This window comes from Streptomyces sp. NPDC048659, assembly GCF_040650575.1.
Lineage (GTDB): Bacteria > Actinomycetota > Actinomycetes > Streptomycetales > Streptomycetaceae > Streptomyces.
Map to the genome: position 1 here is coordinate 52,815 of NZ_JBEZHM010000005.1, position 14,860 is coordinate 67,674.

At 75.6% G+C, this 14,860-nt stretch carries 16 protein-coding genes; 8 read left to right on the plus strand and 8 right to left on the minus strand.

The window, feature by feature from the left end; genetic code table 11:
• Positions 1 to 62: 62 nt before the first annotated feature.
• The 5 genes from AB0C99_RS05860 (at position 63) to AB0C99_RS05880 (ending at position 4,955) form a co-directional block, all read left to right on the plus strand.
• The gene (locus AB0C99_RS05860; RefSeq protein ID WP_362469850.1) at positions 63 to 998 is read left to right on the plus strand and encodes a dihydrodipicolinate synthase family protein; all 936 of its coding nucleotides are present in this window, start codon (positions 63 to 65) and stop codon (positions 996 to 998) included.
• Positions 999 to 1,134: 136 nt separating this feature from the next.
• Positions 1,135 to 2,139, plus strand: a complete 1,005-nt coding sequence (locus AB0C99_RS05865) for a proline racemase family protein (RefSeq protein WP_362469853.1) — start codon at positions 1,135 to 1,137, stop codon at positions 2,137 to 2,139.
• The gene (locus AB0C99_RS05870; protein ID WP_362469856.1) at positions 2,136 to 3,191 is read left to right on the plus strand and encodes a proline racemase family protein; all 1,056 of its coding nucleotides are present in this window, start codon (positions 2,136 to 2,138) and stop codon (positions 3,189 to 3,191) included. Before AB0C99_RS05865 ends, AB0C99_RS05870 begins: the two co-directional genes overlap by 4 nt.
• Positions 3,188 to 4,177 (plus strand): ornithine cyclodeaminase family protein, encoded by a 990-nt coding sequence (locus AB0C99_RS05875; RefSeq protein ID WP_362469858.1) that lies wholly within the window; start codon positions 3,188 to 3,190, stop codon positions 4,175 to 4,177. Before AB0C99_RS05870 ends, AB0C99_RS05875 begins: the two co-directional genes overlap by 4 nt.
• Positions 4,178 to 4,238: 61 nt before the next feature.
• Positions 4,239 to 4,955: a GntR family transcriptional regulator gene (locus tag AB0C99_RS05880; protein WP_362469861.1), complete on the plus strand. Its 717-nt coding sequence runs from the start codon at positions 4,239 to 4,241 to the stop codon at positions 4,953 to 4,955.
• 11 nt (positions 4,956 to 4,966) lie between these two features.
• Here the strand turns inward: AB0C99_RS05880 and AB0C99_RS05885 are convergent, their stop codons facing one another.
• The 4 genes from AB0C99_RS05885 to AB0C99_RS05900 all read right to left on the minus strand — a co-directional run bounded on the left by AB0C99_RS05885 (position 4,967) and on the right by AB0C99_RS05900 (position 7,910).
• Positions 4,967 to 5,398 (minus strand): PPOX class F420-dependent oxidoreductase, encoded by a 432-nt coding sequence (locus tag AB0C99_RS05885; protein WP_362469863.1) that lies wholly within the window; start codon positions 5,396 to 5,398, stop codon positions 4,967 to 4,969.
• Between the two features lie 86 nt (positions 5,399 to 5,484).
• A complete protein-coding gene (locus AB0C99_RS05890) occupies positions 5,485 to 5,859 on the minus strand; it encodes a zinc ribbon domain-containing protein YjdM (protein WP_362469865.1) in 375 nt (124 codons plus the stop codon).
• 67 nt (positions 5,860 to 5,926) lie between these two features.
• A complete protein-coding gene (locus AB0C99_RS05895) occupies positions 5,927 to 6,574 on the minus strand; it encodes a phosphatase PAP2 family protein (protein WP_362469868.1) in 648 nt (215 codons plus the stop codon).
• Complete coding sequence (locus AB0C99_RS05900) at positions 6,546 to 7,910, minus strand: diacylglycerol kinase family protein (RefSeq protein ID WP_362469871.1); 1,365 nt, start codon at positions 7,908 to 7,910, stop codon at positions 6,546 to 6,548. Before AB0C99_RS05900 ends, AB0C99_RS05895 begins: the two co-directional genes overlap by 29 nt.
• Before the next feature lie 166 nt (positions 7,911 to 8,076).
• Between AB0C99_RS05900 and AB0C99_RS05905 the strand changes: the two genes are divergently transcribed.
• Positions 8,077 to 8,532 (plus strand): GNAT family N-acetyltransferase, encoded by a 456-nt coding sequence (locus AB0C99_RS05905; protein ID WP_362469874.1) that lies wholly within the window; start codon positions 8,077 to 8,079, stop codon positions 8,530 to 8,532.
• Positions 8,533 to 8,559: 27 nt separating this feature from the next.
• Here the strand turns inward: AB0C99_RS05905 and AB0C99_RS05910 are convergent, their stop codons facing one another.
• Entirely contained in the window at positions 8,560 to 9,018 is a 459-nt protein-coding gene (locus AB0C99_RS05910) for a cyclic nucleotide-binding domain-containing protein (RefSeq protein WP_362469877.1), read from the minus strand.
• A gap of 226 nt (positions 9,019 to 9,244) precedes the next feature.
• On the opposite strand from AB0C99_RS05910, the gene AB0C99_RS05915 reads away from it, so the two are divergent.
• Positions 9,245 to 9,940 (plus strand): alpha/beta hydrolase, encoded by a 696-nt coding sequence (locus tag AB0C99_RS05915; protein ID WP_362469880.1) that lies wholly within the window; start codon positions 9,245 to 9,247, stop codon positions 9,938 to 9,940.
• Between the two features lie 63 nt (positions 9,941 to 10,003).
• On the opposite strand, the gene AB0C99_RS05920 is transcribed toward AB0C99_RS05915, so the two are convergent.
• Both AB0C99_RS05920 and AB0C99_RS05925 read right to left on the minus strand, forming a co-directional pair.
• A complete protein-coding gene (locus tag AB0C99_RS05920; protein ID WP_362469883.1) occupies positions 10,004 to 11,341 on the minus strand; it encodes an ATP-grasp domain-containing protein in 1,338 nt (445 codons plus the stop codon).
• Positions 11,338 to 11,844, minus strand: a complete 507-nt coding sequence (locus tag AB0C99_RS05925; protein WP_362469886.1) for a hypothetical protein — start codon at positions 11,842 to 11,844, stop codon at positions 11,338 to 11,340. The genes AB0C99_RS05920 and AB0C99_RS05925 overlap by 4 nt, the downstream gene beginning before the upstream one ends.
• A 302-nt stretch (positions 11,845 to 12,146) precedes the next feature.
• Between AB0C99_RS05925 and AB0C99_RS05930 the strand changes: the two genes are divergently transcribed.
• Complete coding sequence (locus tag AB0C99_RS05930) at positions 12,147 to 13,793, plus strand: molybdopterin-dependent oxidoreductase (RefSeq protein WP_362469888.1); 1,647 nt, start codon at positions 12,147 to 12,149, stop codon at positions 13,791 to 13,793.
• On the opposite strand, the gene AB0C99_RS05935 is transcribed toward AB0C99_RS05930, so the two are convergent.
• Positions 13,717 to 14,829, minus strand: coding sequence for a P1 family peptidase (locus tag AB0C99_RS05935; protein WP_362469890.1), 1,113 nt, complete (start codon positions 14,827 to 14,829; stop codon positions 13,717 to 13,719). The two genes, AB0C99_RS05930 and AB0C99_RS05935, sit on opposite strands and share 77 nt — an antisense overlap.
• Positions 14,830 to 14,860 lie beyond the last annotated feature (31 nt).

The window sequence follows — 14,860 nt, forward strand, 5'->3', positions numbered from 1 at the left end:
CACCCTCTTGTGGGCACCCCACACCCGTCAGTAAAATGTCACACACTACAAAGGAGAAAAGAATGACCGAGAACAACACCAACACCACCCCCACCACCGGCACCTGGACCCCCACCCGCCCCTGGCGAGGCATCATGGTCGCCACGGCCCTCCCCCTGCGCGAGGACCGCTCCGTGGACTTCGACACTTACGGGGCCCACGTCCGCTGGCTCATCGACAACGGCTGCGACGGCGTCGTCCCCAACGGCTCGCTCGGCGAGTACCAGACCCTGACCGACGAGGAGCGCGCCCAGGTCGTCCGCACCGCGGTCGAGGCGGCGGGCGACGGCGCGCGGGTGATGCCGGGCGTCGCCGCGTACGGCAGCGCCGAGTCCCGCCGCTGGGCCGAGCAGGCGGCCGAGGCGGGCGCCGGTTCGGTCCTGCTCCTCCCGCCGAACGCGTTCCGCGCCGACGAGGAGGCCGTCCGCGCCCACTACGCGGACGTCGCGAAGGCCGGCCTGCCGATCGTCGCGTACAACAACCCGATCGACACCAAGGTGGACCTGACCCCCCGCCTGCTCTCCCGGCTGCACGCCGACGGCACGATCGTGGCCGTCAAGGAGTTCAGCGGCGACGTCCGACGCGCCTACGAGATCGCCGAACTGGCCCCGGAGCTCGACCTGCTGATCGGCGCCGACGACGTGCTCCTGGAGCTGGCGCTGGCCGGCGCGGTCGGCTGGATCGCCGGCTACCCGAACGCGTTCCCGGCGTCGTGCGCCGAGCTCTACCACGCCGCCGTCCAGGGCGACCTGACGACCGCGCTGCCGCTCTACAAGTCGCTGCACTCGCTGCTCCGCTGGGACTCGAAGACCGAGTTCGTGCAGGCGATCAAGCTGTCGATGGACCTGGCGGGCCGCCCCGGCGGCGCCACCCGCCCGCCCCGCCACCCCCTCGCGGGCGAGACCCTGACGGCCGTACGCTCCGCGACGGAAAAGGCGATCGCTGAAGGCCACCGCTAAAAACCAAAGGCACCAGCCAAGGCAAAGCGCAGAAAGCCAAAGCGCAAGAAACAAGGCGCAACAAGGGCGAAAGCGCAACAAGGGCAAAAGCGCAACCGAAGCGAATCCGCCGGCCCATCACCGACCGAGGGGAACCATGCGCACCACTCACGTCTACCACGCGGTCAACTCCCACACCGAGGGAATGCCGACCCGCGTGATCACCGGGGGAGTCGGGGTGATCCCCGGCGCCACCATGGCCGAGAAGCGCGTCCACTTCATCGAGCACCTGGACCACCTGCGCACCCTGCTCATGCTGGAACCGCGCGGCCACGCGGCGATGAGCGGCGCCATCCTCCAGCCGCCGACCCGCCCGGACGCCGACTACGGCGTCCTGTTCATCGAGGTGTCGGGCCTGCTCCCGATGTGCGGCCACGGCACCATCGGCGTGGCCACCGTCCTGGTCGAGACGGGCATGGTCCCGGTCACCGAGCCGGTGACCACGGTCCGCCTGGACACCCCGGCCGGACTCGTCAGCGTGGACGTACAGGTGGAGGACGGGGCGGCCCGCTCCGTCACCCTCACCAACGTCCCCGCCTTCAGCGCCGGACTCGACCTCAAGACCGAGGTCCCCGGCTTCGGCACGGTCACCTACGACCTCGCCTACGGCGGCAACTTCTACGCCTTCGTGGAACTCGACGCGATCGGCCTGCCCTTCGACCGCGACCGCAAGGAAGACCTGCTGGCCTTCGGCCTGGCCCTCATGGACGCGATCAACGCGGGCCCGGACCGCCCGGTCCACCCGGAGGACCCCCGGCAGGGCGGCGTGAAGCACGTCTACCTCGCCGCCCCCGGCTCGGACGCCAGCCGCTCGCGGCACGCGATGGCGATCCACCCGGGCTGGTTCGACCGCTCCCCGTGCGGTACGGGCACCAGCGCGCGGATGGCCCAGCTGCACGCGCGCGGACTCCTGTCCCCGGAGCGGGACTTCGTCAACGAGTCCTTCATCGGCACGGAGTTCACCGGCCGGATCGTCGGCGAGACCACGGTCGGCGGCCTCCCGGCGATCGTGCCGACGGTCACCGGCCGGGCCTGGATCACCGGCACGGGCCAGTACTTCCTGGACCCGACGGACCCGTTCCCCGCGGGATTCCTGCTGTGAGCTCCACGGAGGTGCGGACCACCGACTACCACACGGCCGGCGAACCGTTCCGGATCGTCGACCTGGCCGCCGCCGGCCTGCCGCCGCTGCCGGGCGACACGGTCGCCGAGCGCCGGGCCACCCTCCTCGGCCCGGGCGGCGACGGCACGGCGCCCCGGCCCGGCCCGCTGGACGGGCTGCGCCGGCTGCTCGTCCAGGAGCCCCGCGGCCACGCGGGCATGTACGGCGGCTTCGTCGTGCCCCCGGACGACGACGGGGCCCACCTGGGCGTCCTGTTCTGGCACAAGGACGGCTACTCGACCGCCTGCGGCCACGGCACGATGGCGCTCGGCGCCTGGGCCGTGGACTCGGGCCTGGTCCCCGTCCCCGAGGACCGGGGGGCGGGCCGGGACGTCGAGGTGCGGATCGACGTCCCGTCGGGCCGGGTCGCCGCGACCGTCCACCGCGCGGGAGGCCGCACCACCGGCGTCACCTTCCGCAACGTCCCGGCCCAGGTGACTGCCCGGTCCGTCGAGGTGGCCACGGCCCTCGGCACCGTCCGGGTCGACATCGCGCACGCCGGCGCCTGCTACGCCTCGGTCGCCGCCGCCGCGCTCGGCCTGCGCGTGGACCGCGCCGACCTGCCCGCGCTGGTGGCCGCCGGCCGGGAGATCCGCGCCGCGCTTTCCGGCCACCCGGCGACCCGCCACCCGGGCCGGCCGTTGCTGTCCGGGGTGTACGGGGTGATCCTGTACGAGGAGCTGCCGGACACCCCGGCCGGGCCGAGCCAGCGGAACGTCACCGTCTTCGCCGACGGCCAGATCGACCGCTCGCCCTGCGGCTCCGGCACCTCCGCGCGGCTCGCCCTCCTCGCCGACGAGGGCCGCCTGAAGGAGGGCGACACACTGACCCACGAGTCGGTCGTGGGCACGGTCTTCACCGGCCGGATCGCCCCGGGCGGCGCCACACCGGAAGGACTGGTCACCACCGTGACGGGCACCGCGCACCGCACCGGCGAGCACCTCTTCACGCTCGACCCGTACGACCTCATCGGCTCGGGGTTCGCCCTGTGACCGCCACCCCGCGGGGCTCCGGCGCCCCGCTCTGGATCGACGCCGAGGCCGTGGCCCGGCTGGCGTCGCCGAACGCGGCGGTCGACGCGCTCGCGGACACGCTCCGCGAGGGCCTCGACCCGGAGTCCGGCCCGCAGCGCACCTCGACCCCGGTGCCCGCCGGCGAGGTGCTGCTGATGCCCGCCGCCTCGGACGCCTGGGCGGGGGTCAAGGTCGTCGGCATCGCCCCCGGCAACCCGGCCCTCGGGCTGCCCCGGATCACCGGCGGCTACCTCCTCCTGGACGGCGCCTCGCTGCTCCCGGTGGCGCTGCTCGACGGCATCGCGCTCACCTCGCTGCGCACCCCGGCGGTCTCCGCCCTGGCGGTCCGTCACCTCACCCCCGCGGACCGGCCGCTGAGCCTCGTGCTGTTCGGCTCGGGCCCGCAGGCGTACGCGCACCTGGACGTGCTGTCCGAGGTGCGGGAGCTCGCCGAGGTGGTGGTCGTCGCCCGGAACCCGGAGCGGGCGGCGGCGCTGGCCCGGCACGCCGAGGCGCTGGGCGTGCCGAAGGTCCGTACGGGCACGGCGGAGGACGTGGCGGAGGCGGACCTGGTGGTCTGCTGCACCACGGCCCGCGAGCCGCTGTTCGACGGCCGGCTGGTGCGCCCCGGGGCCACCGTCGTGGCGGTCGGCTCGCACGAGCCGGACGCCCGGGAGGTCGACACGGCGCTGGTCCGCCGGGCCGAGGTGTACGTCGAGTCGCGGACGGCGGCGCTGCGCGAGGCGGGGGACCTGCTGATCCCCGAGGCCGAGGGCGCGATCGGCCCCGGGCACATCGCGGGCACGCTGGCCGACCTGGTGGCGGGGCGCGGCCCGGCGGACCCGGCGGCGCCGCGCTTCTTCAAGAGCGTCGGCATGGCCTGGGAGGACCTGGCGATCGCGGTGGCCGTGTACAAGGCGGCGCGAACGGAGACGGGCCCGGAAGGAAACCCGGAGGTGCCCTGACCCTCGGCCCGCGAAACGTGACATTGTACGCTGTCCTCCTGCGAGTTCTCGGAGGAACAGCGTGGGTGACCTGAAGCAGCACAGTCTCATCAAGGCCCAGGAACGATTGCGTGACCAGGTCGGTCATGCCCTGAGGGCCGCCTTGATAGCGGGCGAACTACGGCCGGGAAGCATCTATTCGGCGCCCGGCCTCGCCGCCGAGCTCGGCGTCTCGGCGACACCCGTGCGCGAGGCCATGCTCGACCTCGCCCGCGAGGGCCTGGTCGAGCCGGTCCGCAACAAGGGCTTCCGGATCACCGAGGTCAGCGAGCGCGAGCTCGACCAGTGCACCGAGCTGCGGATGCTGATCGAGGTGCCGACGATCGGCCGGGTCACCGCCCTGGCCGCGCCCGAGCGGCTGGAGGAGCTGCGCCCGCTGGCGCAGGAGATCGTCACCAACGCCCGTGAGCACAACCTCATCGGCTATCTGGAGGCGGACCGGCTCTTCCACCTCACCCTCCTCGGCCTGGCCGGGAACGACCGGCTCGTGGAGACCGTGGGCGACCTGCGCAAGCGCTCCCGGCTGTACGGGCTGACCGGCCTGGACGAGGCCGGCAAGCTGGTCTCCTCGGCCGAGGAGCACCTGGAGCTCCTCGACCTGATGATCGCCGGGGACGTGCGGGGCGCGGAGGACTGCATGCACCGCCACCTGGGGCATGTGCGCTCGCTGTGGGCCGAGGCCCGCGACGAGCCGGTCGAGCGCCCCGCCGGGCGGCTGGGCCAGGTCCGCAAGGGCTGAGCGCTCGGCGCTCAGCGCACGCTCTGGCCGTACACGTGGTCGACGGACATCCGCATCAGGACCCGTCCGTCGGCCACCATCGCCGCCCGGTACTCCTCCCAGTCGGGGTGCTCGCCCGCGGCCAGCCGGTAGTAGTCCACCAGGGCCTCGACCTCCGGCCCGTGCGGGTCGGTGCCGGGGCCGGTGAGGGTGACCGTGCCCTCGGCGGTCGCCCAGGACCAGCCGTCGGCGCTGGTGACCTCCAGGGCCGCGCGCGGGTCGCGGCGCAGGTTCACCGTCTTGGCGCGGCCCTCGGTCATCGACACGTACAGCGTCTCGGTGGCGGGGTCGTAGAAGGGCATGACGGGGGAGAGCTGGGGGCGGCCGTCGGCCTTGATCGTGGCCAGGACACCGAGCCGGCTCTTCGTGAGCAGCTCGCGGGCATCGAAACGCGTGGTCGTCATGCCCGTTCCAAGTCCCGGACGCCCACGCTTTGTTCCCGGGCCTCCCGGGCTTCCCGGGTTTCCCCGGCGTCCGGAGCGTTCCGGATTCAGGCCCTCTTCACGACGCTCGACTTGAGCTGCATGGGGCCGAAGCCCTCGATCCGGCAGTCGATGTCGTGCCCGTCCACCCCGTCCACCAGCCGGATGTTGCGGACCTTGGTGCCGGCCTTGATGCCGCTCGGGTTGCCCTTGACCTTGAGGGTCTTCACGACCGTCACCGTGTCGCCGTCGGCGAGCACGTTGCCGACCGCGTCGCGGATCACCCGCTCCCTGTCGGCTGCGCCGGCGGCACCACCTTCATCGGCCGCCCCGGCCGCCCCGGCGGGCCACTCGTGGCCGCACTCGGGGCACACCAGCAGCGCGCCCGTCTCGTACGTGTAGGCGCCGGAGCACTCGGGGCAGGGGGGAAGCGTCTCGTTCACCCCGCGATCGTAGATGGCGATCCTGTTAATTGCGAAAATCTGCAATTACGCAATCAGCCGGTGTCGGCTACGCGATCGCCCGGCGCCGCCGCTCCCAGGCCCGAGTGCCCGCCAGCGACACGGCGGCACTGGCCAGCCCGAGCACCGCGCCCCCGGCCACGTCCCCCGGATAGTGGACGCCCGTGTGGACGCGCGAGTAGCCCACCGCAGAGGCCAGCAGGGACAGCGGGACCGCCGCGGGCGGCAGGCTGACGCCGACCGCCGTCGCGAAGGCCACCGCCGAGGCGGTGTGCCCGGACGGGAAGGAGGCCGAGCTCGGCATCGGCACATGCCGGTCCACGGTCACCCGAGCCGCCTCCCGGTCCGGGCGCGGGCGCCGCACCAGCCGCTTCCCCAGCAGGTTCGCCGAGGCCGAGGCCACCGCGACGGCCCCGAGCCCGGCCCACGCGGCGGTCCTGGCCCGGCCGCCCGCCAGGACGAGCGCCCCGGCCACCGCGAACGAGATCTTGGAGTGGTCGGCCGCGCCCGACAGCCGGCGCAGCCCCCGGTCCAGGGCCGGGGTCGGGGTGGCGGCGACCGCCGCGTACAGGGCGCCGTCGACCGCCCGCAGATCGGCGAGCACGGCCCGCGCCCCGGACCAGGGTCCGCACCGCCCCCCGGACCTCGGCGGGACGGCCGCCGCGGACTCAGCCGTCGTGTCGGTGGGCTCGGGCATGTTTCTCTCCTCCTCGGGGGCCGAAGGCCAGGACGACGATCCTGCCCCAGTTCAGCGGGGGTACGGGCGCCGGGGTACCGGGCCGGTCACGCGGGACGAGGACGCGCAGGGCGCGCGGCCGCAGGGTGCACACGACGGGGGTCGGCAGGGTCAGCGCCTCGCCGTCGACCGCCACCGGCAGGGTCTCCGCCGCCGCGGTGACCTCGACGCGGCGGGCGGTCAGGACGTTGAGCCCGGTCGACTGGGAGCCGCGCACCGCGAGCTCGGCGGCCTGCGCGGCGCCCTCCACCCGCACCGCGATGACACCCAGCTCGCCCCGGTCGAGGCGCGGGCGCCGCCCGCCGCCGAGCGGGTCGGGCGAGACGTACGGGTTGTTGCTGACCAGCAGCGCCTGCTGGTCCCGCAGCGCGGTGCCGTCGGCCTCGGCGTCCAGGCGCGCGCCGTCCTCGCCGGTCAGCAGGTCGGGCATCGCCTCCAGGGCCGTGCCCGCCTTCGCGTCCCGGTACTCCGGGCGCTGCACCACGTCCGCGTACACCCCGAAGGACACCGTGTTCACGAACGGGCGCCCGGCCACGTCGCCGAGGTCCACCCGCAGCTCCTCGCCGTCCGTCAGGGCGTCCAGGCAGCGGGCCGGGTCGGTGCGGTCGAGCCCCAGGTCCATCGCGAAGTGGTTGCGGGTCCCGGCGCTGATCACCAGGAACGGCAGGTCGTGCTCGGCCGCCACGGCCGCCACCAGCGCCTGTGTGCCGTCGCCGCCCGCCACCCCGAGCAGGTCCGCGCCGTCCGCGACGGCCTCCCGGGCCAGCGCCTCCACGTCGGCCTGCCCGCCGCCCTCCGGCGGCCCGAGCAGCACCACCCGCGCGCCCAGCGCCTCGGCCCGCTCCACCAGGTGGAAGCGCTCGACCTTCCCGCCGCCCGACTTCGGGTTCATCAGCAGCACCGGCCGCGCCGGACGGGCCGCGGGCCGCGCCGGGCGGTGCGAGCGCGGCCGGGGCAGCGCCGCCCGCGCGCACAGCAGCGCCGTCAGCCACAGCCCGACCGAGAGCAGCGCCGTCGGCCACAGGCCGCCCTCCACGTAGAGGACGACGAGCCCGACCGGCGCCCCGGCCGCGAGCAGCGCGCCCAGGAACCGCACCGGCCCCCGGTGCGCCAGGAACCACCAGGCGCCCGCCGCGCACAGCACGAGCCCCACCAGACCGCTGAAGACGATCAGCAGCCCCCCGCTCCCGAACGGGACGAACAGCGCGACGACCGCCGCCAGCGCCGCCAGCAGCGCGCAGCGCGCGAACAGGCGCTCCCGGGCCCGCTCCTGTCTCCCCGTACCGATGTCACTCACCACAGCCTCCCCATGCGTCGATCCCAGCCTCGTACCCCGTCTCCCGCCCCACCGCACCCACAGGTCCGATCGGGTGATGCCTCGACAGGCCACGTCGACGGGTCCGGCCGGATACCGATTGTGGTCCAGGCGCGGAGGCGAAAGGATCGCTGGAGTGCGTGAACAGATGCCTGCAGAGCCGCCCGCGGCCGCCAAGCTCACCGACGGGGTCGTCACCCTGGTGCCGACCCCTCCCCTCGAAGGCACGGACGGCGCGACCGGCGCACCGGGCGCGGACGCCGCCGCGCGGGAGGGGGTCCGGTCCTTCGGGATCCGGGCCGGGCACCCGGTCGGGAGCGTCGGACTGCGGTTCGCCGCCGCCGGACTCGCCCGCGGCGACGTCGACGTGACCTACGAACTCCACCCCGGGGCCCGGGGCCGCGGCTTCGCCACCCGCGCCCTGCTGCTGGCCTGCGCCCACGCCCGCTGCGCCGGGGCCCGCCGCGCGGTCGTCCACAGCCCGGCGGATGACCCGGCCGCCGGGGCGGTCGCCCGGCGGGCCGGCTTCGCCCGCCGGGGCCAGATCAGCCACCGCGACGGCACCCTCGTCGACTGGTACGTCCGGGAGCTGGACCGCGACTGACGTCCGGCCGGCCGCCGCGCGGTCCGGTCACGCGAGGATGCCGCTGCCGTGCGGCGCGTACAGGTCGAGCAGCCGGACCCGGGTCACATGGAGGCGGTGGGCGAGGATCCGGCCCACCCAGTACGTCACCGAGGCGCCGAACTCCGCGTCCGTGCGGCACATCGACCGCACGGCCGTCGCGTCGAACTCGTGGGCCCGCACCGGGGTCATCGCCTCCGCGCCCGACTGGCACAGATAGGGCGGGAACAGCCAGGAGAGCCCGACCAGTTCGCCGTGCCGGAGGGTCTCGATCACCGGGGAGCCCCGGCCGGGGACCTTGGCGTCGAGGGTGACCGCGCCGGTCTTCACGATCCAGAAGCGGTCGGCGTGGTCCTGCTCCTCGAACAGCCGGTGCCCCGACTCGAAGTGCACGTCCTCGGCGAAGGCCATGAGCCGTTCCCGGTGCTCGGGTGGCAGGGTGCTGACCTTCGGTGCGGCGGTGCTCATGGCGGACCTCCTCGGACCGGCTGCGGTGCGTCCCGCCTCAAGTGTCCGTCGCCCGCGCACGGCGCGCAGCCGTCGCGGGCGCCCGGCCGTCCCGATCACACGGACGCCGTAACGGAGCCCCGGCCCGGCCCCGGGCGCGGCCCGCACGGGCGGTGGCGGCCCCGTCGCCTTCCGCCTAGCGTGGGAGGTCCCGGGGGGACCCCCATCCGAGAACGGTGCCACTGTCATGGCAGACAAGCCCTCCATCGTCCTGGTCCACGGGTTCTGGGGCGGAGCGGCCCACTGGTCGCACGTCATCACCGAACTGCACCGGCGCGGCTACGGCGACCTGCACGCCGTCGAGAACCCGCTGACCTCGCTCGCCGACGACGCCGAGCGCACCCGCAAGATGATCCGGCAGGCCGCCGGACCGGTCGTGCTGGTCGGCCACTCCTACGGCGGCGCCGTCATCTCCGAGGCGGGGGACCTCCCGAACGTCGCGGCCCTGGTCTACATCGCCGCCTTCGCGCCGGACGCGGGCGAGAGCCCCGGCCAGATCACCCAGGAGCACCCGCCGGCCGCGGTCGAGAACATCGTCCCGGACTCCGACGGCTATCTGTGGGTCAAGCAGGACAAGTTCCACGAGAGCTTCTGCCAGGACCTCGACGCGGACGAGGCCCTCGTCATGGCCGTCACGCAGAAGGCCCCGCTCGGCTCCACCTTCGGCGACAACGTGACCGCACCGGCCTGGCGCGCCAAGCCCTGCTGGTACCAGGTCTCCGCGCAGGACCGGATGATCAACCCGGACAACGAGCGCCGGATGGCCGCGCGGATGAACCCGGTCAAGACGATCGAGCTCGACGCGAGCCACGCCTCGCTGGCCTCCCAGCCCGGCGCGGTCAGCGACCTCATCGAGGCCGCCGCCCGCGAGACCACCGGCTGAAGCCGGGCCCGCCGCACGCGCGCGGGGCCCCGGGCCGTCCGGCCCGGGGCCCCGCGACCGTCGTCAGCGGTGCTCCTCGGGCTCCCCGTGCTCCCCGGGCTCCTCCGGCTCGCCGGGCCCCGCCGCCGCGTACTCCACGCGGATCGTCCGCGCCAGCAGCGCGTGGAAATCCGCGGCCTCCTCCGGGCCGTCGTGCCGGGACAGCACGAACGCCGGATAGCCCGTGAAGTCCGGGTACGGGCGCACCTCGTCGCCCGGGAACAGCATCTGCACCACGTGGTCCACCCGCGGGTCGGCCCGCACCTCGTCCAGGCCGTGGACCGCCGTGACCGTGCCGTGCCCGCCGCACGGCACGATGTAGTTGGCCGCCGCCCCGACCGGGGCCGCGAGCCCCGTCGGGCCGTCCGACTCCGGCGCCGCGCCGACCGCGATCCGCAGCGCCTCGGCCGCCAGGTCCGTCCCGCTGACGTGGGAGGCCACGTAGTGCGAGGCGCCCGAGCCGCCGATCCGGGCCCCCAGCTCCAGCAGATACGGCGTCCGCCCGCCGCGCAGCCGCAGCTCGGTGTGGGCCGGGCCGTCGGTGACCCCGAGCGCCGCGTGCGCGGCGGTCACCTCGCGCACCACCGCCGCCCGCACCTCCTCCGGCAGGGTGTCGGGCGCCCGGTAGACGCTCTCCTCGAAGTACGGGCCGACCGGCTCGCCCTTGTAGCCCACCGAGAGGACCCGCACCCCGCCCCCGTACGCCAGGGACTCGACGGCGAACTCCGGCCCGTCCAGGTACTCCTCGACCACCAGCGCCGCCGCCGGGTCGGCCAGCTTCTCCGCGCACACCCGGCGCACCCCGGCGACCGCCTCCCGCAGCGCGGCGGGGGAGTCGGCCCGGGTCACGCCGAGACTGGAGAAGCCGTGCGCGGGCTTCACCACCACCGGGAAGGCCAGCCGCGCCGCCGCGGCCAGCCCCGGCTCCGGGTCCGGCCCCTCGATCCGTACGAAACCGGGGACGTTCAGCCCCGCGGCCGCCAGCCGCTCCCGCATCAGCCGCTTGTCCTGCGCGCCCCGCGCGGTGTCCCGCCCGATGCCCGGCAGGCCGAGCAGCTCGGCCGCCTCGGCGACGAACGGCACCATCGGGTCGTAGAGCGTCGTGATGCCCTGGAAGGGGCGCGCCGCGTGCCGGGCGCGCAGCGCCGCCAGCGCCCCGGCCGGGTCCCGGTCCGGCTCCAGCGGCAGCAGCTCCACGACGGCGGGCGGCAGCCGGTCGGCCCGGACCTCCTCGTCGGGGCGCGGCACCAGCACCAGGTCGATCCCGGCCCGCTCGGCGGCCTCGAAGACCCAGGGCAGGCCGGCCCGCTGGTAGACCAGGACGAGGATCGGACGGTCCGGGTCGGTCCGGGTGGCCGTCACGAGGCGGCCCCGCCGACGGCCGGGGCGGCGAGGAGACCCGGGCGGGCGCCGGCCGCGCAGCCCGCGCTGCCCGCGACGGTCACGAGGGCGGACGGGCCACCCGGGGCGCGCAGGGCGAAGAGGCAGTCCAGCCGGTCGTCCGCCGCCCCGCCCGGGGCCAGCAGGAACACCGTCTCGCCCGCGGCGGGCGCCGGGACGGTGTCCAGGGAGCGCCACCGGCCCGGCCGGGTGTCGAGCCCGGCGGCCAGCCAGGCGGCCACGTCGGCCTCCAGGGCCTCCGCCTGCCCGTCCAGCGCGTGCCGCCGGCACCAGGCGGCGCCCTCCTGGCCGATCCGCCGCAGCAGCGCCCGGTCGGCGCCGTCGGGCCGGGCCACCGTCCCGTCCTCGCCCTGCCGGGCCCGGAACCGGTCCACCAGCGGGATCAGCGAGTCGGTGAGCACGGCGCCCTCGGCGCGCAGATGCTCCGGTACGGGCGGGAAGTCGTCCGGTCTCGTGTACGTCACCTTGCGGCGCCTCTCCGTGGGCGTGGGGCCTGTGGGGGCGCCGCGGAGCCGCGCGCCCGCCCGGAACGCTCAAGATCCAAGCAATCCCCGCCGCCCCGGGGCAAGGCCCGCGCCCGCCCGTCCCGCATGACGGGACGCCGCGCGGGCGCGCGTGCGTGCGCACGGCGCCCCCGGCCGCTCGCCCGGTCACGCGCCTGGCCGTGCGCTTGGCCGTACGCCCGGTCACGCGTCCGGCCGTACGCCCGGCAGGCCCACGCCACTCGGCCCTCAGCTCGGGGCCCCGGCCTGCCGAAACCCTGGGCATGACCTTCACGCCCGCACCCCGCGCCCCGGTCCGCGCCCAGGCCCCCGTCGACCGGCTGCTCGCCGCCCTCGGCGGGCTCCTCGCCGGATTCGCCGGGCTCGCCGTCGCCGCCCTCGTCTCGGTCGTCGTGCGCCCCGAGGCCGCCCCGGTCGCCGCCGTCGGCGGGTTCGTCGTCGACCACACCCCGGGGGGTGTCAAGGAGTGGGCCATCCGCCACTTCGGCGAGAGCGACAAGGCGGTCCTGCAGACGGGTGTCCTGATTCTGCTCGCGTTCCTCGCCGCCGCCCTCGGCGTGCTCGCCCCGCGCCACCGGGCCGTCGCGCTCACCGGGGTGGGGCTGCTCGGCGCGGCGGGCGCGCTCGCCGCGGTGACGCGCCCCGACTCGGTGTCCTGGACGGACGCCCTGCCCTCGCTCGCGGGCGCCGCGACCGCCGCCGCCCTGCTGCACCTGCTGGCCCGGCGGCTCACCGGCACGTCCACGACGGCGCCCGCGCAGGCCCGCCGCCGCTTCCTGGTCGCCGGGGCCGGCACCTTCGCCGGGGCGCTCGGCGGCACCCTGCTCGCCCGCTCGGCCGGCGCCGACCTGTCCGCGAACGCCACCGCCTCCCGCGACGCCCTCCGGCTGCCCCGCCCCGCCTCGCCCGCCCCCGCCGTACCGCCCGGCGCGCAGCTCCCGGTGCCCGGGATCAGCCCCTTCTTCACGCCGAACGGGGACTTCTACCGGGTGGACACCGCCCTCGTCGTCCCCCGGATCGACGCCGACACCTGGACGCTGCGGATCCACGGCCAGGGCGTGGCCCGCGAGCTCACCGTCACCCTGCGGGACCTGTTCCGGCGCGAGGTGATCGAGCGGGACATCACCCTCAACTGCGTCTCCAACGAGGTCGGCGGACCGTACGTGGGCAACGCCCGCTGGCTGGGCGTCCGCCTCGCCGACCTGCTGCGCGAGGCGGGGGTCCGGCCGCCCTCCGGCGGCGGGCCCGCCGACCAGCTCGTCGCCCGGTCCGTCGACGGCATGACCATCGGCAGCCCCGTGGAGACCGTCATGGACGGCCGGGACGCGCTGCTCGCCTTCGGCATGAACGGCCAACCGCTGCCCTTCGCCCACGGCTTCCCGGTGCGGATGCTGGTCCCCGGCCTGTACGGCTACGTCTCCGCCTGCAAGTGGATCTCCTCCCTCGAACTCACCACCTTCGCCGCATACGACGCCTACTGGGTGCCCCGCGGCTGGTCGGCGCGGGCGACGGTCAAGACCCAGTCCCGGATCGACACCCCGAAGGACAGCGGCAGCCCCCGGGCGGGCACCGTCGCCGTCGCCGGGGTCGCCTGGGCGCAGCACCGGGGCATCTCCCGGGTCCAGGTGCGGGTCGACGACGGCCCCTGGCAGGACGCCGAGCTGGGCGCCCAGGACAGCCGCGACACCTGGCGCGAGTGGGTGTACCGCTGGCCCGCGACACCCGGGCGGCACACCCTGACCGCCCGGGCCACCGACGGCACGGGAGCCCCGCAGACCGAGCAGGCGGCCGGGACCATGCCGGACGGGGCCACCGGGCTGCACTCCGTCACCGTCACCGTCGAAGCGGCTCCAGGGGGAGCGCCGGCACGTGGTGCCCGGCCCGCCCCGTCATCGGCCGGGCGGCGGTGAGCGCGTTCAGGACGGCCTCCTCGACCGCCTCCACCACCGCCGTGCAGAACGGGTCGATCCGCCCCCATGGCACGAACCGCAGCGTCTCGTACGGGGCCGGGCCGTCCTTCTCCGCGTCGGGGAAGGTGCTGGTCAGCGCCGACTCGTTGGCGGTGGAGAAGGCCAGGAACAGGTCGCCGGAGAAGTGGCTGCCGGTGGTGCCCGTGCGGGCCAGCCCCAGCGGCACCCGCCGGGCCAGCGCCTTGCACTGGCCCGGCAGCAGCGGCGCGTCCGTCGCCACGACCACCACGACGGAGCCCGCGCCCGGCGGCACCCCGCCCGCCTCCGGGCCCGGCGGCACCCCGCCCGCCTCCGGGCCCGGCGGCAGCTCCCGGCCCACCGGGACCCCCGCCACCACCAGCTCGTGCCGGGCCCCGAAATTGGCCTGGAGGTGCACCCCGACCGTGTAGCGGGCGTCCCCGTAGGGCACGACCCGGGACGCCGTGCCCACCCCGCCCTTGAAGCCGTAGCAGCGCATCCCCGTCCCGCCGCCGACGCAGCCCTCCGGCACCGGACCGGAGGCCGCCGCCTCGATCGCCTCCGCCGCGTGCTCCGGCCGCACCGCGTCGCCGTGGATGTCGTTGAGGTGCCCGTCCCAGGTCTCCGTCACCACCGGCAGCAGCCACTCGGCCGCCCCGTCCGCGCGGTGCCCGGCCAGCCAGTCGACCACCCCCCGGTGCACGGGACCGACCGCGTACGTGTTGGTGAGCAGCACCGGCACCGCGAGCGAGCCGGTCTCCTCCACCCACGTCGTCCCGGTCATCTCCCCGTTGCCGTTCAGCGCGTACCAGCCCGCCGCGCACGGCACCCCGACCCCGTCCCGGCCGCGCGGCAGGACCGCCGTCACGCCGGTGCGGACGTCGTCGCCCTCGATCAGGGTGACATGGCCGACCTGGACGCCCGGCACATCGGTGATCGCGTTCCAGGGCCCCGGCTCGCCGGTCGGCTCCACACCCAACTCGCGTACTCGCGCGCGTACTTCCGTCGCATCCGTCATGGGCCGCACCGTACTGCCCGGCGCCCGGGTG